Annotated in this window: 21 protein-coding genes and 2 tRNA genes; 5 read left to right on the top strand and 18 right to left on the bottom strand. The window is 50.6% G+C overall.

The window, feature by feature from the left end; genetic code table 11:
- Nucleotides 1-10: 10 nt before the first annotated feature.
- The 9 genes from nusA to rlmE form a co-directional block, all read right to left on the bottom strand.
- A complete protein-coding gene (nusA, locus tag RZ35_RS03705; protein ID WP_026742093.1) occupies nt 11-1,501 on the bottom strand; it encodes a transcription termination factor NusA in 1,491 nt (496 codons plus the stop codon).
- A 21-nt stretch (nt 1,502-1,522) separates the two neighbouring features.
- On the bottom strand, nt 1,523-1,975 hold the full coding sequence (gene rimP / locus RZ35_RS03700) for a ribosome maturation factor RimP (protein ID WP_026739639.1): 453 nt from the start codon (nt 1,973-1,975) through the stop codon (nt 1,523-1,525).
- 214 nt (nt 1,976-2,189) lie between these two features.
- Nucleotides 2,190-2,266: transfer RNA gene (locus RZ35_RS03695), tRNA-Met, on the bottom strand.
- A 59-nt stretch (nt 2,267-2,325) separates the two neighbouring features.
- Nucleotides 2,326-2,413, bottom strand: a tRNA-Leu gene (locus RZ35_RS03690).
- A gap of 53 nt (nt 2,414-2,466) precedes the next feature.
- Nucleotides 2,467-2,799 carry a preprotein translocase subunit SecG gene (gene secG, locus RZ35_RS03685; protein WP_026742092.1) on the bottom strand — a complete coding sequence of 111 codons (333 nt, stop codon included), beginning with the start codon at nt 2,797-2,799 and terminating at the stop codon, nt 2,467-2,469.
- Between the two features lie 300 nt (nt 2,800-3,099).
- A complete protein-coding gene (gene glmM, locus RZ35_RS03680) occupies nt 3,100-4,440 on the bottom strand; it encodes a phosphoglucosamine mutase (RefSeq protein WP_026742091.1) in 1,341 nt (446 codons plus the stop codon).
- A gap of 3 nt (nt 4,441-4,443) precedes the next feature.
- Nucleotides 4,444-5,277, bottom strand: coding sequence for a dihydropteroate synthase (folP, locus tag RZ35_RS03675; protein ID WP_026742090.1), 834 nt, complete (start codon nt 5,275-5,277; stop codon nt 4,444-4,446).
- Between the two features lie 126 nt (nt 5,278-5,403).
- Nucleotides 5,404-7,350 carry an ATP-dependent zinc metalloprotease FtsH gene (gene ftsH, locus RZ35_RS03670; RefSeq protein WP_071999749.1) on the bottom strand — a complete coding sequence of 649 codons (1,947 nt, stop codon included), beginning with the start codon at nt 7,348-7,350 and terminating at the stop codon, nt 5,404-5,406.
- A 47-nt stretch (nt 7,351-7,397) separates the two neighbouring features.
- On the bottom strand, nt 7,398-8,027 hold the full coding sequence (rlmE, locus tag RZ35_RS03665) for a 23S rRNA (uridine(2552)-2'-O)-methyltransferase RlmE (RefSeq protein ID WP_026739634.1): 630 nt from the start codon (nt 8,025-8,027) through the stop codon (nt 7,398-7,400).
- 143 nt (nt 8,028-8,170) lie between these two features.
- Here rlmE and yhbY point away from each other — a divergent pair, with 143 nt between their 5' ends.
- Complete coding sequence (gene yhbY, locus RZ35_RS03660) at nt 8,171-8,464, top strand: ribosome assembly RNA-binding protein YhbY (RefSeq protein ID WP_026742088.1); 294 nt, start codon at nt 8,171-8,173, stop codon at nt 8,462-8,464.
- Between the two features lie 117 nt (nt 8,465-8,581).
- Here yhbY and greA read toward each other — a convergent pair whose 3' ends face one another.
- Complete coding sequence (gene greA / locus RZ35_RS03655; protein ID WP_026742087.1) at nt 8,582-9,058, bottom strand: transcription elongation factor GreA; 477 nt, start codon at nt 9,056-9,058, stop codon at nt 8,582-8,584.
- 268 nt (nt 9,059-9,326) lie between these two features.
- Between greA and dacB the strand changes: the two genes are divergently transcribed.
- Entirely contained in the window at nt 9,327-10,760 is a 1,434-nt protein-coding gene (gene dacB, locus RZ35_RS03650; RefSeq protein ID WP_026742086.1) for a serine-type D-Ala-D-Ala carboxypeptidase, read from the top strand.
- Nucleotides 10,761-10,861: 101 nt separating this feature from the next.
- Here dacB and cgtA read toward each other — a convergent pair whose 3' ends face one another.
- The 4 genes from cgtA to rplU form a co-directional block, all read right to left on the bottom strand.
- Complete coding sequence (gene cgtA, locus RZ35_RS03645) at nt 10,862-12,037, bottom strand: Obg family GTPase CgtA (protein ID WP_026742085.1); 1,176 nt, start codon at nt 12,035-12,037, stop codon at nt 10,862-10,864.
- Between the two features lie 243 nt (nt 12,038-12,280).
- Nucleotides 12,281-13,246 (bottom strand): DMT family transporter, encoded by a 966-nt coding sequence (locus RZ35_RS03640; protein WP_026742084.1) that lies wholly within the window; start codon nt 13,244-13,246, stop codon nt 12,281-12,283.
- Nucleotides 13,247-13,339: 93 nt separating this feature from the next.
- The gene (rpmA, locus tag RZ35_RS03635; RefSeq protein ID WP_026739628.1) at nt 13,340-13,597 is read right to left on the bottom strand and encodes a 50S ribosomal protein L27; all 258 of its coding nucleotides are present in this window, start codon (nt 13,595-13,597) and stop codon (nt 13,340-13,342) included.
- 18 nt (nt 13,598-13,615) lie between these two features.
- Nucleotides 13,616-13,927: a 50S ribosomal protein L21 gene (rplU, locus tag RZ35_RS03630; RefSeq protein ID WP_026739627.1), complete on the bottom strand. Its 312-nt coding sequence runs from the start codon at nt 13,925-13,927 to the stop codon at nt 13,616-13,618.
- Nucleotides 13,928-14,184: 257 nt separating this feature from the next.
- Here rplU and ispB point away from each other — a divergent pair, with 257 nt between their 5' ends.
- Nucleotides 14,185-15,156 carry an octaprenyl diphosphate synthase gene (ispB, locus tag RZ35_RS03625; protein WP_026742083.1) on the top strand — a complete coding sequence of 324 codons (972 nt, stop codon included), beginning with the start codon at nt 14,185-14,187 and terminating at the stop codon, nt 15,154-15,156.
- Here ispB and RZ35_RS03620 read toward each other — a convergent pair.
- Nucleotides 15,141-15,536, bottom strand: coding sequence for a DNA-binding protein (locus RZ35_RS03620; protein ID WP_026742082.1), 396 nt, complete (start codon nt 15,534-15,536; stop codon nt 15,141-15,143). The genes ispB and RZ35_RS03620 overlap by 16 nt on opposite strands.
- A 237-nt stretch (nt 15,537-15,773) precedes the next feature.
- Nucleotides 15,774-16,163, bottom strand: a complete 390-nt coding sequence (locus RZ35_RS03615) for a DNA-binding protein (protein ID WP_026739624.1) — start codon at nt 16,161-16,163, stop codon at nt 15,774-15,776.
- 188 nt (nt 16,164-16,351) lie between these two features.
- On the opposite strand from RZ35_RS03615, the gene RZ35_RS17115 reads away from it, so the two are divergent.
- Nucleotides 16,352-16,615, top strand: coding sequence for a helix-turn-helix domain-containing protein (locus tag RZ35_RS17115; protein ID WP_071999748.1), 264 nt, complete (start codon nt 16,352-16,354; stop codon nt 16,613-16,615).
- A gap of 61 nt (nt 16,616-16,676) precedes the next feature.
- Here RZ35_RS17115 and mdh read toward each other — a convergent pair whose 3' ends face one another.
- Nucleotides 16,677-17,615 (bottom strand): malate dehydrogenase, encoded by a 939-nt coding sequence (gene mdh, locus RZ35_RS03610; protein ID WP_026742081.1) that lies wholly within the window; start codon nt 17,613-17,615, stop codon nt 16,677-16,679.
- Nucleotides 17,616-18,048: 433 nt separating this feature from the next.
- On the opposite strand from mdh, the gene argR reads away from it, so the two are divergent.
- Complete coding sequence (argR, locus tag RZ35_RS03605; RefSeq protein WP_026742080.1) at nt 18,049-18,519, top strand: transcriptional regulator ArgR; 471 nt, start codon at nt 18,049-18,051, stop codon at nt 18,517-18,519.
- A gap of 6 nt (nt 18,520-18,525) precedes the next feature.
- Here the strand turns inward: argR and tsaD are convergent, their stop codons facing one another.
- A complete protein-coding gene (tsaD, locus tag RZ35_RS03600; RefSeq protein WP_026742079.1) occupies nt 18,526-19,539 on the bottom strand; it encodes a tRNA (adenosine(37)-N6)-threonylcarbamoyltransferase complex transferase subunit TsaD in 1,014 nt (337 codons plus the stop codon).
- Between the last annotated feature and the right edge of the window lie 136 nt (nt 19,540-19,675).

Raw genomic sequence — 19,675 nt, 5'->3', positions numbered from 1 at the left:
CTACAGTTCGTTATTCGTTGTTGTCGCCAAACCAACAGATATTACGCGCGGCCATAATCAGCTCACCGGCTTGCTTCTCATCAAGCTCTTCAATATCTGTCAGGTCATCGACACCCTGCTCAGCAAGATCTTCCAGCGTACATACGCCGCGTGCAGCCAGAGCAAACGCCAGCTCACGGGACAAACCAGGCAGGTTTAGCAAATCATCGGCTGGCTGACCGTCACCAAGGCTTTCCTCGCGAGCCAGCGCCAATGTTGTCAACGCTGCCTTCGCACGGTCACGCAGCGCTTCAATCGTTTCTTCATCCAGCCCGTCAATCTCAAGCAGTTCTTTGATCGGCACATAGGCCAGCTCTTCTAAGGTGGAGAAGCCTTCTTCCACTAGAACAATGGCGAATTCTTCGTCGATGCTTAGATGCTTAGTAAAGACATCAATCGCCGCATGCGCTTCGGCCTGATGTTTGGCCTGCAGGTCTTCAATCGTCATCACGTTCAGTTCCCAGCCGCTGAGCTGTGATGCCAGGCGAACGTTCTGACCGTTACGGCCGATAGCCTGAGCCAGGTTTCCTGACTCTACGGCAATGTCCATGGTGTGATTGTCTTCATCTACCACGATAGAGGCAACATCTGCGGGCGCCATGGCGTTGATGACGAACTGAGCAGGATTGTCATCCCACAGGACGATATCGATACGCTCACCACCCAGTTCACTGGAAACGGCTTGAACGCGCGCGCCGCGCATACCCACACAAGCGCCGACGGGGTCGATGCGTTTGTCGTTAGTCTTAACGGCTATTTTAGCGCGTGAACCTGGATCGCGGGCCGCAGCTTTGATTTCGATGACTTCTTCGCCGATTTCCGGTACTTCAATGCGGAACAGTTCAATCAGCATTTCAGAACGAGAACGACTGACGAATAGCTGAGCACCACGCGCTTCAGGGCGAACCGCATACAGTACGCCGCGAATACGGTCGCCAGGGCGGAAGTTTTCACGCGGGAGCATATCTTCACGGCCAATCACCGCTTCGGCGTTGCTGCCGAGATCCAGAGAGATGTTATCGCGGGTGACTTTCTTAACAACGCCGGTAACGATTTCACCTTCTTGCTCGCGGAACTGATCGACCACCATGGCACGTTCAGCTTCACGCACTTTCTGTACGATAACCTGCTTGGCGGTTTGGGTGGTGATGCGGTCGAAAGTCACAGATTCGATCTGGTCTTCGACATAGCCGCCCAGCTCAATGCTTGGGTCTTCGAATTGCGCTGCTTCCAGCGTAATTTCACGGGTGGGCTGCGTCACTTCATTGACGGCTACCCAACGGCGGTAGGTGTCAAAATCGCCGGTTTTGCGGTCGATGCAGACACGGACGTCAATTTCCTGCTCGTATTTTTTCTTGGTTGCCGTTGCCAGTGCGATTTCCAATGCTTCGAAAATCTTTTCACGCGGAACAGCTTTCTCATTGGAAACTGCTTCAACAACAGCCAGAATCTCTTTGTTCATCCTAGTTGCCTCATCCAAACTTTAAAAGTGGGGTACCAGATTCGCTTTCTGGATGTTGCTCAGCGCGAACACTTCATCTTTGCCTTCCACCGTTACCGTGATCATCTCACCTTCAACGGCTTTGATTATTCCTTGCCATTTACGGCGGTTCTGGACAGCCATACGCAATACCAGACTCACTTCTTCACCGAGGAAACGCACGTAGTGTTCGGCCGTGAATAAAGGACGATCCAGACCTGGCGAAGATACTTCCAGGTTATAAGCCACGGTGATCGGATCTTCAACATCCAACACCGCACTGACCTGATGGCTGACATCAGCACAATCATCAACAGTGATCCCATCGTCACTATCAATATAGATACGCAGCGTCGATTGGCGACCCCGGACGAACTCAATGCCCACCAGCTCAAAGCCTAATGCTGCAACGGGTGCTGAAATCATCTCTGTTAACTTTTGCTCTAATGTGGACAAGCCCACCCCCAAGACATAAAAAAAGGGCTTAATAGCCCAGTAATTCTGTTGTCAGATAACAAAAAACCCCGATATACGGGGCTTTATGCAACTGGACCCTATTACCACGGATAACCGCGGTATAACTTACCATTAAGAATTCTTTCAAAACCGACTGTGGAATCAATTGAAACTTACTGAGCAGCTTTGAAAGAAAACCTAAAGGAAAGTTAATTGGTTGCGGGGGCCGGATTTGAACCGACGACCTTCGGGTTATGAGCCCGACGAGCTACCAGACTGCTCCACCCCGCGTCCGAAAACGTGGCAAATATTACGCTGATAACCGCAAAAAAGCAAGTTATCTATAGGATTGGTACCGAGGACGGGACTTGAACCCGTAAGCCCAATTTGGGCACTACCACCTCAAGGTAGCGTGTCTACCAATTCCACCACCTCGGCATCACTTCTTACTTCTATAACTGGCAACAATTTTTGTTGCCGATAACGCTGTATTACTTAGGAATATCGCTCGACGGCGTAGCTGGTGCCGTGTTCTGCTGAGTTTGCGCCGGCTCAGGCTGACTTAAACTTTCCCATTCACTGCCTTTTTGGCTGTGGTTAGAACTCATATTGCCCAGAATCAGACTGATGACAAAGAACAACGTTGCCAAAACAGCCGTCGTACGGGTCATGAAATTGCTTGAGCCGTTTGAGCCAAACAGGGTAGCTGACGCACCCGCTCCGAACGAGGCACCCATATCGGCACCTTTACCTTGCTGCAGCATGATCAACACAACCAGACCAATGGATACCAGCAGGAAAATAACTAAAAGCGCTTCGTACATAGATGTACCTATTACTTTATCCCCAACTTTTCATGAGGATGCTGAATTCTTGCGGCTTAACCGCTCGCCATCCGCAGTCGGAATACAAAAGCTATCCCTTATAAAGCGGGTTTGAATACTAACCAAAGCATTCTGTCTAAGCAAGGCTAATTTGGCTCGCAATGATTGATTGGGGAAAAAAACAGCGACGGAATTGACTTGTTCGAGAAGTCTTTAATTATCTAGCTGATTCTTCAGAAATTTAACGCCATCAGCGGACACTAGAATTTTGCCGATGACGTTTCCATTTTAGAGGAGATGTTATCCCACCGCTTTCACGGCATCGGCAATCGAATTGGCTAAAGCCGTCACCGTAGTCTCATCTTCACCTTCAACCATGACTCGGATCAGCGGTTCGGTGCCCGATTTACGTAACAGGACACGACCGCGACCGCCGAGCTGTGACTCCGCATCCAGCGCAGCCTGTTTAACCGCGTCGCTTTCCAGCGGATCATCTAGGCCGGCGAAGCGGACGTTGACCAGCACCTGTGGAAACAATTTCATGCCGCTACACAAATCGTGCAACGTCATGTGGTTGCGGGCCATTGCGGTCAAAACTTGCAACCCTGCGATAATACCGTCCCCCGTGGTCGTTTTATCCAGCAGGATAACGTGGCCTGAATTTTCAGCGCCAATACGCCAGCCTTTGGACTGCATCAGTTCTAACACATAACGGTCCCCGACCTTGGCTCTAGCGAACGGAATGCCAAGCTGTTTGAGAGCAAGCTCCAGACCCATATTGCTCATCAACGTACCGACAGCACCACCACGGAGCTGGCCTTGGCGTAAGCCTTCGCGTGCGATGATGTACAGAATTTGATCGCCATCGACCTTGTTACCCTGGTGGTCGACCATAATCAGACGATCGCCATCTCCGTCAAAGGCCAAGCCCACATCGGCTTTTTCAGCTAGCACCCGACTCTGAAGCTGCCTTACATCCGTTGCACCACACTCTTCATTGATGTTCATTCCGTTGGGGTTACAACCAATGGTGATCACCGTCGCGCCCAACTCTCTCAGCACGCTGGGCGCAATGTGATAAGTCGCGCCGTTGGCACAGTCCACCACGATTTTGAGGCCGTTAAGGTTAAGCTCGCTCGGGAAGGAGCCTTTGCAGAATTCGATGTAACGACCTGCCGCATCCACAATTCGGCTCGCTTTACCGAGTTCGGAAGACTCAACGCAGGTGATTGCCTTTTCCATTTCGGCTTCGATCGCTTCCTCAACTTCGTCAGGCAATTTGGTGCCGTCGATGGAAAAGAACTTGATGCCGTTATCGTAGAACGGGTTATGGGAAGCCGAGATCACGATGCCAGCTTCCGCCCTGAAGGTGCGAGTCAAATAGGCTACGGCGGGCGTTGGCATCGGCCCCGTGAAGGACGCCGATAACCCCGCGGCAGCCAAACCGGCTTCCAGCGCAGATTCAAGCATATAACCCGAAATTCGGGTGTCTTTACCAATGATGATCTTTCTGGAGCCATGTCGAGCCAAAACCTTCCCGGCCGCCCAGCCCAGCTTTAATACGAAATCGGGGGTAATGGGAGAGTCACCGACTTTGCCACGAATACCGTCAGTACCAAAATATTTACGGCTGCTCGTCATCTTTTATTCCTTAGCTGAAAGTGTAGCTTCAACAACACGCATAGCATCCACGGTTGCTTTTACGTCATGAACTCGAATGATCCTGGCTCCCTTTAGCGCAGCAATTACTGCGCAGGCGACACTGCCATAAACACGTTCTTTAGGCGGAACGTTAAGCAGTTGGCCAATCATTGATTTTCTGGACATCCCCACCAGCAGGGGCAAACCAAATTGATGCAGGCTTTCCATATGAGCCAGCAAGCTATAGTTGTGCTGCAGGTTTTTGCCGAATCCAAATCCGGGGTCGAGCAATATTTGCTCGCGAGGAATTCCTGCAGTGGTGCAGCGACTGAGATGATGCTCGAAAAAGGTGACAACATCCTTCATCAGGTCATCGTAGTGCGGAGCCTGTTGCATCGTTTGCGGCAATCCTTGCATATGCATTAGGCATACGGGAAGTTGAGTCTCGGCGGCGGCACTCAACGCGCCCGTTTCCTGCAAAGAGCGCACATCGTTGATCAGATGCGCTCCAGCGGCCGCCGCCTCAGCGATCACTTCCGGTTTTGAGGTGTCGACGGATATCCATACCTCAAAGCGTTGCGACAATGCTTCTACGACGGGGATTACGCGGTCCAGCTCTTCCGAGACGCTGACTTCATCCGCACCAGGCCGTGTTGACTCGCCGCCGACATCGATGAACGTTGCGCCAGCCATGACCATATCCTGTGCATGAAACAGCGCTTTATCGAGAGNATTGTGTTGGCCGCCATCGGAAAACGAATCCGGCGTCACATTCAAGATGCCCATCACCTGCGGGCAGGAGAGATCAATGACCGATCCCCGAGCGTTCAATTTCATTCCTTCTTCCTCAAAACCACAGCCCGCCCATGGCGCTATGCCTGGACGTAATCAGCAAAAAACCCCGGCAAGCCGGGGTTTATAAACTACTGGTGTCAGTTTCAACAACACGCTGTCACACCGCGCTTACTTGTCGCTCAATGGACCTGACATAGCATTGCCCGTGCCAGGCTTCTCCGGTTCATCAACCGGGGTCGGCGCATTAGGCGTTCCGCTATCATCAGAGTTGTTATTGTTGGACGAAGGTTCTTCCCAGCCAGCCGGCGGACGAACATCCTTGCGCCCCATTAGATCATCGATCTGCGGCGCATCGATGGTTTCATATTTCATCAATGCATCCTTCATGGAATGCAGGATATCCATATTCGCCATCAACAATTCGCGAGCACGTTGATAGTTACGTTCGATCAAGGCCTTAACTTCCTGATCGATGATGCGAGCCGTTTCGTCCGACATGTGTTTCGCTTTCGCCACGGAGCGACCGAGGAAAACTTCCCCTTCTTCTTCCGCATACAGCAAGGGTCCCAGCTTTTCTGAGAAGCCCCACTGCGTCACCATGTTACGAGCGATAGAGGTCGCAACCTTGATGTCATTGGAAGCCCCCGTAGAAACATGCTCAGAACCATAAATGATTTCTTCAGCCAGACGACCGCCGTACAGCGTTGAGATCTGACTTTCCAGCTTCTGACGACTGGCGCTAATCGCATCACCCTCCGGGAGGAAGAAAGTCACGCCCAGTGCGCGTCCACGCGGAATAATGGTCACTTTATGAACGGGATCATGCTCAGGCACCAGGCGTCCGATGATGGCGTGACCCGCTTCGTGATAAGCAGTCGACTCTTTTTGAGATTCCGTCATCACCATAGACCGGCGTTCTGCACCCATCATGATCTTATCTTTGGCTTTCTCAAACTCGACCATGGAGACGACACGCTTGCTGCCACGTGCGGCGAACAATGCTGCTTCATTGACCAGGTTAGCCAAGTCGGCGCCGGAGAACCCCGGCGTGCCGCGAGCAATGACAGAGGCATCAATATCCGGTGATAGTGGTACGCGACGCATGTGAACTTTCAGAATCTGCTCACGACCACGGACATCCGGCAGTCCTACAACAACCTGACGGTCAAAACGACCTGGACGCAGTAATGCGGGGTCCAGCACGTCAGGGCGGTTCGTTGCAGCAATGACGATGATACCTTCATTCCCCTCAAAACCATCCATTTCCACTAGCATCTGGTTCAGCGTCTGCTCACGTTCATCGTGACCGCCACCCAAACCAGCGCCACGCTGGCGACCGACAGCATCGATTTCATCGATAAAGATGATGCATGGCGCTGCTTTTTTCGCTTGTTCGAACATGTCACGAACACGAGATGCGCCCACGCCCACGAACATTTCGACAAAATCAGAACCGGAAATGGTGAAGAATGGGACTTTAGCTTCACCCGCGATAGCTTTCGCAAGCAAGGTTTTACCGGTACCAGGAGGGCCGACCATCAGCACGCCTTTCGGAATTTTACCGCCCAACTTTTGGAAACGGCTAGGCTCACGCAGATATTCGACCAGCTCGGCCACTTCTTCTTTGGCCTCATCACATCCGGCTACGTCCGCAAACGTCGTTTTGATCTGGTCTTCGGTGAGCATGCGTGCTTTGCTTTTGCCGAACGACATGGCGCCTTTGCCACCACCGCCCTGCATTTGACGCATGAAGAAAATCCAGACGCCGATCAAAAGAAGCATCGGGAACCATGAGATAAAGATCGAAGCCAACAGGCTCGGTTCTTCTGGCGGTTCGCCGACTACTTTTACGTTTTTAGTCAGAAGGTTATCCAGCAACTTGGGATCGTTGACAGGAATATAGGTCGTGTATCGGTTGCTGTCTTTTTTGACCACAGTGATCTCACGCCCATTGATTCGTGCTTCACGGACCTGATCCTGATTCACTTCAGTTAAAAAGGTTGAATAATCCACCCTACGGCCATTCGACTCGCTGGGCCCAAAGCTCTGGAATACAGACATCAGCACGACTGCGATGACTAACCAGAGAATCAGGTTTTTCGCCATGTCACTCAAGGGATTAACCTCATATTACAACTGTGTTAAAAAATAGCGTAAGGGTACTACAGTTTACGCCCTGTCGCTACAATGTACACCTCGCGGGACCTGGCCCGGGAGGATTCAGGCTTACGCGTCTTCACCGTCGTAAACAGGGATCGTACTTCACGCAAATACTCGTCAAAGCCTTCTCCCTGAAATACTTTAACGACGAAACTGCCGCCCGGAGCCAAGATATCTCGACACATCTCCAACGCAAGTTCCACCAGATACATGGAACGCGGAATATCGACTGCCGGAGTACCGCTCATGTTAGGGGCCATGTCGGACATCACCACCTGAACTTTCTGATCGCCAACCCTTTCGAGCAACGCTTTCAGTACCATTTCATCGCGAAAGTCGCCCTGAAGAAAGTCGACGCCCACGATAGGATCCATCGGTAAAAGATCGCAGGCAATAATCCGACCTTTGCCGCCGATTTGGCTGACGACATACTGCGACCAACCGCCTGGAGCGGCCCCCAGGTCCACCACGGTCATACCGGGTTTAAACAGTTTGTCGCTCTGTTGTATAGCATCAAGTTTAAACCAAGCGCGTGAGCGAAGCCCTTTTTTCTGCGCTTGCTGCACATATTTATCGCTAAAGTGTTCCTGCAACCAACGACTGGAACTCGCAGAACGCTTTTTGTTAGCCATCTATTTTCCAACTATTCTTAATTAAGGCGCTTTTGTCGTACCGAACGTCTCATTGGGTGCCAACCAACCACTCTACAATGGTGATAATGATGAGATGGCGGTAGAATGACCCGTTTTCAATCCCAACCTAAGCAAAAAAGACCATGAATCTGAGTAACAAACAAAAACAGCACCTGAAAGGCCTGGCACATCCGTTGAAACCGGTTGTCCTGTTAGGCAACAACGGCCTTACCGAGGGTGTACTGGCTGAGATCGAGCAGGCTTTAGAACATCACGAACTGATCAAAGTAAAAATCGCTGCTGAGGATCGTGAAACCAAAGGGTTAATCGTCGATGCGATCCTGCGCGAAGCCAAAGCCGTCAAAGTCCAGGTCATTGGCCACACCTTGGTGCTCTATCGTGCCGCTAAAGAACGGAAAATTGTATTGCCACGATAACATTTTTTACCTCAGGTTACTTTGCATTGACTGCAAAGTGCCATGACCTCTGGTAAGAGAAAAGGCCGCATGCGGCCTTTTTCTTTTCTTTACAAATACTGTCGATATCACGAGCAATCAAAGGTACTCGACCTTCAAAATCTCATATTCCACCAGCCCCCCTGGGGTGTTGATGGCGACGATATCGTCTTCTTCTTTGCCGATTAAGCCGCGCGCGATGGGCGAGTTAACCGAGATAAGGTTTTGTTTGAAGTCAGCCTCATCATCGCCAACGATGCGATAGGTCTGTTCTTCTTCTGTATCGACATTCATCACTGTAACAGTGGAGCCGAAAATAACACGACCGTTAGCGGCCATTTTAGTGACGTCGATCACCTGAGCGTTTGAAAGCTTCGCTTCAATTTCCTGAATGCGGCCTTCGCAGANCCCCTGCTGCTCACGGGCTGCGTGGTATTCCGCATTCTCCTTCAGGTCACCATGTTCGCGCGCGTCAGCAATCGCCGAAATGATTTCTGGTCGGCGAACCATTTTCAAATACTCAAGTTCTTCGCGTAACTTTTCAGCACCACGTAACGTCATCGGAAACTGTTTCATATTGTCTATACCTCTAAAAATCCATAGGACTTAAATCACCGTCTTCCTGACGCGATAGAATTAACGTGCGACGGGGTGTCTTTTTTCTGCAGCGTACCCCTGGCAATTCAAACAAAAGCGGCCCAGCCCGGAAATAATTTTTCCAGGGCAGGCTCGGTTTTGCATTTTGATACGTATTTTACCCCAGAGTTCCATGGGGATCATCGTTTACTTTAGCCTACTTAGGGCCGTAGTATTGCCACACGTTACCCTGTGCTAAACCGAGATTATGCGTTTTTTATCTATTGTTACCGGCCTTCTCTGCACCTGTATTCTGCATACTGCCTCGGCTGCCGCCCCGGTAGAGGACTATATACAATACCTGCCTCACGGCGCCAATCTGGCGTTAGTGGTGCAGAAAGTCGGGGCGCCATCTCCCGCGCTTGATTATCACAGCCAACAAATGGCGCTCCCGGCCAGCACGCAAAAAGNCATTACTGCATTGGCGGCATTGCTCCAGCTCGGTCCTGACTTTCGGTTTACGACCACAATGGAAAGCGCAGGCTCCGTCAGTAACGGCGTTTTGCGTGGAAATCTGATTGTGCGTTTCAGCGGCGATCCAACGTTGAAACGCCAGCAGATTCGTTCCATGGTACAGGGATTGAAAAAAAATGGTATCCACGAAATTACCGGCGATGTGCTAATCGATACCTCCGTATTCGCCAGTCATGACAAAGCACCCGGCTGGCCGTGGAACGATATGACACAGTGTTTTAGCGCGCCCCCTGCCGCTGCCATCGTCGATAGAAACTGCTTCTCGGTATCGCTCTACAGCGCTCCCAACGCCGGTGAGAATGCTTTCATTCGCGTAGCCTCTTATTACCCCGTTCAGATGTTTAGCGAAGTCAGAACGCTCGCGAAAGGCTCACCCGACGCGCAATATTGTGAACTTGATGTTGTTCCGGGAGAACTCAATCGCTTTACCCTTACCGGCTGCTTAACGCAGCGTTCAGACCCCCTCCCCCTGGCATTTGCCATTCAGGATGGCGGCAGTTATGCCGGCGCAATCGTAAAAGATGAATTGCTGGAAGCGGATGTCCGTATTGGCGGCAGCCTGCGCAGGCAAACCCGGCCGGGAATAACGGGAACAGTTTTGGCACAGACGCAGTCCGCCTCACTGCATGAACTCCTGACCATCATGCTGAAAAAATCAGACAACATGATTGCGGACACCGTTTTTCGCACCATCGGGCATGAACGATTCAATGTGCCCGGCACCTGGCGTGCAGGCTCGGATGCGGTGCGTCAGATCTTACGGCAGAAAGCAGGCGTCGATCTTGGCAACAGCGTCATCGTGGATGGTTCCGGCTTGTCGCGCCACAACCTCCTTGCGCCCGCTACCATGATGCAGGTGCTGCAATATATCGCTCAGCACGATAATGAGTTGAACTACATCAAGATGCTGCCGTTGGCGGGATATGACGGCACGCTTCGCTATCGAGGCGGATTACATGAAGCAGGCGTAGACGGCAAGGTTTCAGCAAAAACGGGAGCATTGCAGGGCGTGTACAATCTGGCTGGCTTTATCACGACGTCCAGCGGTCAGAGAATGGCCTTCGTACAGTATCTCTCTGGGTACTCCGCAGATGACGAGAAAACGCGTCGTGTTCCTCTGGTTCGCTTTGAGAGCAGACTCTACAAAGATATTTATCAGAACAATTAAAGCGCGTGGAAGCCTAGATAAAAAACACCCTTATCTGCATAAGCAGATAAGGGTAATTGATACAACAAGCAAACTTTTATTATTCGTGAACAACGTCAGGCTTAATGCTGGTAGATAATCTCCACGCCATCATCGTCTTCTTCGTCCCAGTCATCGTCCCACTCTTCTTCTGCTTCGTCTTTCACCGTTTCCAGCTGTTCACGATGATAGTCATCCCACATGAACTCCACTTTCTCTGGTGTCGATTTCTCGTCTTCCGCCTGCATTTTCGGCTGAGTTTTGAGGAAACTCATCACATCCCAACAGAGCGCATTGACGCCATCACGACTCGCGGCGGAAATCAGATAATAATGACCTTCCCNCGCCAACGCGGCCGCGATATCACGTGCGCGTTTTTCAGCTTCGTCTTTGTCCAGCAAATCGCTTTTGTTAAAGACCAGCCAGCGCGGCTTCTCAGCCAGAGTTTCACTGTACTGATGAAGTTCGTTGATGATGACTTTCGCGTTTTCGATCGGATCGGACTCGTCTATCGGCGCCAGATCAATCAGGTGAAGCAGCACGCGGCAACGTTCCAAATGTTTCAGGAACCGGATACCCAGACCTGCGCCTTCGGAGGCCCCTTCAATCAGGCCTGGGATATCAGCGACGACGAAGCTTTGTTCGCTATCCATACGCACAACACCCAGGCTCGGAACCAATGTTGTAAACGGATAGTCTGCCACTTTAGGTTTAGCCGCAGACACAGCACGAATAAACGTTGATTTACCCGCGTTCGGCAAACCCAACATCCCTACATCGGCCAACAGCAGCAGCTCCATCAGCAGTTCGCGTTCTTCACCCGGCGTGCCGTTCGTTTTTTGACGAGGCGCCCGGTTAACTGAGGATTTAAAGCGGGTGTTGCCCAGACCGTGCCATCCCCCTTTCGCTACCATCAGGCGTTGCTGATGACGGGTCATATCCCCCAAAATTTCCCCTGTGCCAGTATCTTTAATACGGGTCCCGACAGGAACTTTGATGGTGATATCCTTACCCCGTTTGCCGGTACAGTCGCGGCTTTGACCATTCTGACCACGTTCTGCGCGAAACGATTTTTCGAAGCGATAGTCGATCAGGGTGTTCAGGTTTTCATCGGCAACGAGATAAACGTCGCCACCATCGCCACCGTCCCCACCATCCGGGCCGCCGTTAGGGATATATTTTTCACGACGGAAGCTAACACAACCATTACCACCATCGCCAGCCACCACCAGAATGTTGGCTTCATCTACAAACTTCATGAACTCTCTCCGCAAAAAAACCAATAGAGAATAATTGACTTTTTTTGACTGTTATTGGTTCTCTTTGGCGTAACTCTTTGATTTTATTAAGGGCAGCTTTTGAAGCCATCCGTCACTGAAAACGACGCAGTCAGAACCATCACGGTAAAATGGGCGCTGATTGTACCTGCTTAGCGCGAAGATTTCACCTGTATTAAAAATAAACAGTCATCACGGCCNGTGAGGATTGACCGACAAGCCGAATCATTTACCGTCTGAATTGATGCCCGGGACTTCGCTTAACTGCTGTTTTATCGGAAAAAAACGATGCCCAATCGCTGAAAACATCGCCCCAGCCACGACCACGAACGCACCGATGTAACCGATAAAATTTAGCGAGAGAGGTGTAAAGACTAAAGGCCACCCTAATGCCAATAAATCGGAAAACATCAATGTAAACAGAGGGGTTAGAGTAATAATGGCGCTGACCTGAGCCGCCTGCCAACGTGCCATTGCCTCTGCCAGCGCACCATATCCTACAACTGTGTTTACGCCGCAAAAGACCAGGCACGCCAGTTGCCAACGACTCAGTTGAAACACGACGTCAGGTTTTGCTATCGGCGTGATAAAAATCACGCACAGTACGTAGAGCAGAAACAGGAGCTGTTGGGATGACAGTCGTCGTAGAAGGACTTTTTGAGCGACGCCATAAGTGACCCAAACCGCCGCGGCCCCCACACCTAATAGGACGCCCAACGTGTAATCACTCAGACGGGTAAAAATCTCAATTAGGCTGGTGTTGAAAAACATCAACAAACCGCTCAATAGCGTAATCGCGCCAATCACCTGAGTCACACGCATTTTTTCTTTCAGAATGAGAACGCTGGCAAACATCATCCCAACTGGGGAGAGTTGGCCGATAACTTGAGAAGCCGTGGGGCTAAGATACTTTAATGACGAGCTGAATAGGACAAAGTTGCCCAGCAGCCCGCACGTTGCGATAAGCAGCAATACCCACCAACGCCGACGCCGTAGCAAACGAAGTCGGGGCATCGTTCCTCTTAAGTAGAGAAGGATAAAAAGCCCGAACGAAGCCATCAGAAATCGATACCAAACAACGGTATATGGATCCATAACACTTAAAACTTGCTTCATGGCGATGGGCAAAGCGCCCCAGCAAACAGCCGTGGTTAAAGCCAGGCAGAGCCCCAAGCCAGCATTCTGTTTCATAGTGTTATCCGCAGCGGATGATATTTACAGTATCGCCAAACGAAAAAAGCCCTGCAACATGTGCAGGGCTTTTAAAAGGCTTAGAAACTGTAATTATTCAGCAACGATGCTGATAAATTTACGGTTTTTAGGACCTTTGATTTCGAACTGAACTTTACCGTTGGACAGTGCAAACAGCGTGTGGTCTTTACCACAACCAACGTTAGTACCAGCATGGAACTTGGTACCACGCTGACGGACGATGATGCTGCCTGCCAGAACGGATTCACCGCCGAAACGTTTTACGCCCAGGCGTTTACTTTCTGAGTCACGGCCGTTACGAGTGGAACCGCCAGCTTTTTTATGTGCCATTATTCGCTCTCCTAAAACTTAAGCGCTGATGCCGGTGATTTTCACCTCAGTGAACCACTGACGGTGACCAGCTTGTTTACGGTAGTGTTTACGGCGACGGAACTTAACGATTTTAACTTTCTCGCCACGACCGTGAGCAACAACTTCAGCCTTGATTTTACCGCCATCGACATAAGGAACGCCGATTTTGATGTCTTCACCATTAGCGATCATCAGAACCTGGTCAAACTCAACGGCTTCACCAGTTGCGATATCCAGCTTTTCCAAGCGAACGGTTTGACCTTCGCTTACTCGGTGTTGTTTACCACCACTTTGGAAAACTGCGTACATATAAAACTCCGCTTTCCGCGCACCCTATTGACTTTGGAAGTGCGCTATAAATATTCACAATAGGGCGCGAATTCTACGCAAAAATCCGAAGCATGACAAGTGCAGAATCGAGCAACATGAAGAAAAAGGATACAAGCCATTAACTGCCGTTTATCTGCGTCATTTTTCAAGTACAATCAACACAACCTTTTCTTATTTAACGCCGATCAAGAACATCAGTACGGCGATAGCGTTGAAGAAATCAGCTGGCAGATACAATGAATCTAGAACAAATTACAGCGTTGAGCTCCAAGGATATGTCCGCCGTTAATAAGATTATCCTGGAACATCTGTCCTCCGATGTCGCGCTTATCAATCAGTTGGGCCATTACATTGTCAGCGGCGGTGGGAAACGCATTCGGCCGATGATTGCTGTTCTGGCTGCCAGAGCTTTAGCCTACCAGGGCGACAAGCACGTTACCGTTGCGGCATTAATCGAATTCATCCACACCGCTACCCTCCTGCATGACGACGTGGTCGATGAATCCGACATGCGTCGGGGAAAAGCAACCGCAAATGCCGCCTTTGGCAACGCTGCCAGCGTCTTAGTCGGCGACTTTATCTATACACGCGCTTTTCAGATGATGACAGGGCTTGGTTCGTTGCAGGTTCTTACGGTGATGTCCGATGCGGTTAACGTCATCGCGGAAGGCGAGGTACTGCAGCTGATGAACTGTAACGATCCTAACATCACCGAAGACAGCTATATGCGCGTGATCTACAGCAAAACGGCACGCTTATTCGAAGCCGCCTCTCGGTCTTCCGCTATTTTGGCTGGCGCGACCGCAGAGCAAGAGAAAGCGTTGAAAGACTACGGACGTTATTTNGGAACCGCATTTCAGCTGATTGACGACTTGCTTGATTACAGCGCTGACGGCGAAACTCTGGGCAAAAACACCGGCGACGACCTGAATGAAGGCAAGCCTACCCTACCGCTGCTGCATGCCATGCGTCATGGTAACCCACAGCAAAGCGCTATGATCCGCGAGGCGATTGAACAAGGCAATGGTCGTCATTTACTGGCCCCGGTGCTGACGGCGATGCAGGAGTGCGGTTCGCTCGGCTATACACGCCAGCGAGCGGAAGAAGAAGCAGACAAAGCCATCAGCGCACTGCAATGTCTGCCAGAAACCCCTTATCGCCTAGCCTTAGAAGGGTTGGCGCACATGGCCGTTCAGCGAGAGTTCTGAACGTCCCCTTGGGTGTCGCTCGCTTGCGGCGAGCCGCCCAGTCGAGACAACATCGCCAGAGCACCTTCATGCAGAATGTGATTTATCAGTTGTGTGCGTTCGCTTCCTGTTAATTGGTGATAAACCTGAATCCACGTCGACAATAACTCAGTCTCTGCCGGCGTGGCATACTCTGGGACAGGTGACTCCTCCATCATCAGTGAATGCTTAACGCTGTCGGGTAAGCTCCAGATAGCGTATTCCACGCCTTTCCCCTGCACGCCTTTACGNCGCCGTTTCTCCCAGCCGTTTTCTTTGGCCTTCTTATTCAGCCCCTGTCGGGACGTCGGTAATCCGGCCACACCCAATAATTCTTTAGTCGCAAACCACTTTTTATCCATATTTCCCTCCAAGTTGGCCTGACATTCCATGCTTAGCAATTCCCAATAGAACGAGAATAGACAATAGGATTACATAAAGTTTCCACATAATAGATCAACATAAAGGAAAGCTCTAATCATTAAACATAAGAAGAGACGTAATGCGTTAACGTAATCTAATGCGAGGAATCAGGCGCGAGCAATGAGGGGATAAGCGCAGGAAGCGCTGCCATTCCTGTAACAGGAATGGCAGAAAGATCATTCAGAGGTCTCGTTTGTAATGGGTGAGGTAGAAGGTGAGCACAACCCTAACTGTTTAAGAGTCGCATAGACGCCTTCTCGCATAATGTAGCTAATCAACTTTTCGCGCTCAGAGACTGAAAGTTGTTGATATATCTGCATCCACACCGGTAGCATATCCGATGGCTTCGCTGAATATTCTCCGGGTGTTTCCTGCATCAGCAATAAGGACTGCTGTACAGATTCGGGCAAGCTGTGGATGGAATATTCAACACCTCGCCCTTGCACACCTTTTCTGCGACGTTTTTCCCAACCATCTTCTCGGGCACGTTTATTCAATCCTTGCCGTGATTTAGGGAGTCCGCCGATGCCAACCAACTCGCTGGTCGCAAACCACTCTTTTTTCATGTCCATTTCATCCCGATAGTGCTACTCATTACAAAAAAAGATTTATTGGGAAATTATTTTGGAAATAATTAGAAAACTGATGATATATTATTTCCAAATAATGGTTTTTTAGTTAATGAAACCATTTAACCCAATTCGTTAGTTATACCACTAATACACTGTCGTCTTATAGCACTAAGGGAAGGATTATGAATTCAAGGAAACATGACTGGCACCCTGCTGATATCATTGCGGCGTTAAAGAAAAAAGGGACTACCCTTGCCGCGGTATCACGGTCTGCTGGATTAAGTTCGTCCACGCTTGCTAATGCTATATCTCGCCCATGGCCGAAAGGAGAGNGGCTGATTGCGGATGCGTTAGGGATACATCCTGCCGAAATCTGGCCCAGCCGTTACTATGATCCGGAGACAAACGAACTGCTCGATCGCAAAAAACTGATTCGACCGCAATGAATAAAAAAACCGGAGAAAAGATTCTCCGGTTTATGTTCAAGTCTTAGACGTACAGTAACGGTTATTGTTCGACGAAGGCGACGCCCATCGCAATATCTTCTTTCAACGTCTCCAGCATCTCATCTAGGGAACGCTGCTCGAAGTCGCTAAGAGAGCCAATAGGCATATACTGGGCAACGCCTTCTTTGCCCAGTAACAAAGGCTGGGCGAAGAAGCGGGCATAATCGCCATCGCTTTCAACATAAGCACATTCAACAATATCGCTTTCGCCTTGCAACGCTCGAACCAAAGAGACGCCGAAACGCGCGGCGGCTTGGCCCATAGACAAGGNCGCAGAGCCGGCTCCGGCTTTAGCTTCAACCACCTCCGTGCCAGCGTGCTGAATGCGCTCTGTCAGCTCAGCCGCTTCCTGTTCGGTAAAGCTGACTCCAGGGATCTGCGATAACAGCGGCAAAATGGTCACGCCGGAGTGACCCCCAATCACGGGCACTTCGATGTCCTGGGGGTTCTTGCCTTTAAGCTCCGCGACAAAAACATTGGACCGAATGATATCCAGCGTTGTCACACCGAAGAGTTTGTTTCGATTATATACCCCTGCCTTTTTTAACACTTCTGCGGCAATAGCCACGATGGTGTTTACCGGATTCGTGATAATCCCAAGACAGGCGTTTGGGCAAACTCGAGCGACTTGTTCAACCAGATTGCGGACAATGCCGGCATTGACGTTAAACAGGTCGGAACGATCCATGCCCGGCTTGCGAGCAACACCGGCGCAGACCAGAACGACGTCAGCCCCATCCAATGCGGGAGTCGCATCCTCACCGCAGAAACCTTTGATGTTTACCGCTGTGGGTATGTGGCTCAAATCTACAGCAACACCTGGCGTTACGGACGCAATATCATAAAGCGATAACTCTGAGCCTGAAGGAAGCTGGGTTTTGAGAAGAAGTGCCAGAGACTGACCGATACCGCCGGCGGCTCCAAGAACAGCAACTTTCATCTTAAACTCCTTATTTTATTATCATTAGTTAAATATGCCGTGGATTTGTTTCGTTACAAACGTCCGTGCTCATAATAAAAAGTAGAATCAGGCAACCAATCAGCGCATCAAGGGCGCAGCGTGGCTCATAATAAATTAAAACGCACACAGGTTATAAAAATGTAACTAAGGTAACTAAAGTAACAGGCGCTGCTTCCACTCATTACCCAGGTAGATACAGATTAATCACGGCAAACAAACAACAACCCTAAGCAATTGCATAACATTCCAGTTACCTTTGTGTGAGCAGGCGCACATTCTCCAGTTTTATTTTCGACTAGCAACTATTTCCTCAACAAAGCCCGCCACATCGATTGACTAGGCGCCCAGATTGCATAAAAATTCATTCCACAGCATAATATCGTTATGACTAACAATGATGGACTGCAGCCAAATGCGTCATTCAACAAAGCAAGAAGATTTGGTGAAAGCGTTCAATGCGCTATTAAAAGAAGAAAAATTCAGTTCTCAGAGCGAGATCGTGCAAGCCCTGCAGGACGAGGGATTTGAAAATATTAACCAGTCCAAAGTATCGAGAATGCTCACCAAATTCGGCGCAGTTCGTACGCGTAATGCCAAGATGGAAATGGTGTACTGCCTCCCCGCTGAACTTGGCGTACCGACCACATCAAGTCCGTTAAAAAATCTGGTACGGGATGTGGACCTCAATGAATCCGTCGTCGTCATCCATACAAGCCCGGGTGCCGCTCAGCTCATCGCCAGGTTATTGGATTCATTGGGAAAATCAGAAGGGATACTGGGGACGATCGCCGGAGATGACACCATATTCACCACACCGGCCAAAGGGTTCAGCGTGGAGCAGCTCCACGAGGCTATTCTTAACTTGTTCGAACAAGAGCTATAAGCCGTCTTACAAAGACGGCAATTCAGCCAGCGGCCAACGCGGCCGCACCGTTACGCCTAATGACGTCACGCCACCTTGCTGCAAACGGATAGCGCCCGCGTAGGCGATCATCGCACCATTATCCGTACAGAACTCAGGACGGGCATAAAACACTTCGCCACCGCGTTTAACCATGACCTCAGCCAGTCTTTCCCGCAACGTACGGTTAGCGCTGACCCCGCCGGCGATGACGAGCCGTCTGAATCCGGTGTCATCGAGCGCTCGTCGGCATTTGATCGCGAGCGTATCCACCACCGCATCTTCAAATGCGCGCGCGATGTCCGCCTTAGTCTGCTCGTCTTTACCCTGTTTGCGGATAGTATTTGCAGCAAAAGTTTTCAGCCCAGAAAAACTGAAATCCAGTCCAGGCCGGTCGGTCATCGGACGTGGAAAAGTGAAGCGCTCCGCCTGTCCGGACTGAGCCATTTTTGACAACAGCGGACCTCCGGGATAATCGAGCCCCAGCAGCTTGGCCGTTTTATCAAACGCTTCTCCAGCCGCATCGTCGATTGACTCACCCAGCAAACGATATTCGCCGATCCCCGTTACGCTGATTAACTGAGTGTGGCCACCCGAAACCAATAAGGCGACAAAAGGAAATGCGGGTGGATTATCTTCCAGCATGGGAGCGAGCAGGTGCCCTTCCATGTGATGTACCGGGATGGCCGGCACATTACACGCGAACGCCAAGGAGCGCCCGACCGTCGCGCCGACCAGCAGCGCGCCGACCAGACCAGGACCAGCAGTGTAGGCGATTCCGTCGATATCTTTACGCTGCAGCCCGGCTTCCTGCAGTGCCGCCTGAATCAAGGGTACGGTTTTACGGACATGATCGCGGGACGCCAGCTCAGGAACGACACCGCCATAATCCGCGTGCAGCTTTACCTGACTATATAGCTGGTTTGCCAGCAGTCCGGCTTTCGTGTCATAAATCGCGACTCCCGTCTCATCACAGGACGTTTCAATACCCAATACGCGCATTGCTGTTTTTCACTCTCGGTTACGGTTAACAAGCGGCTTGCTTCAAGCGGCGAATAGTCTACCATAAGCGCTCCCATTTGAGCGTGGACATAAGACCGCGAGGTTTGTTATTGCCGCAGTGCTTTACAACGGCCTC

It is taken from the genome of Lonsdalea quercina subsp. quercina (genome assembly GCF_000688655.1).
Classification (GTDB): domain Bacteria; phylum Pseudomonadota; class Gammaproteobacteria; order Enterobacterales; family Enterobacteriaceae; genus Lonsdalea; species Lonsdalea quercina.
The sequence above is the reverse complement of the archived record's forward strand: the minus strand, read 5'-3'. Positions and strand labels throughout refer to the sequence as shown.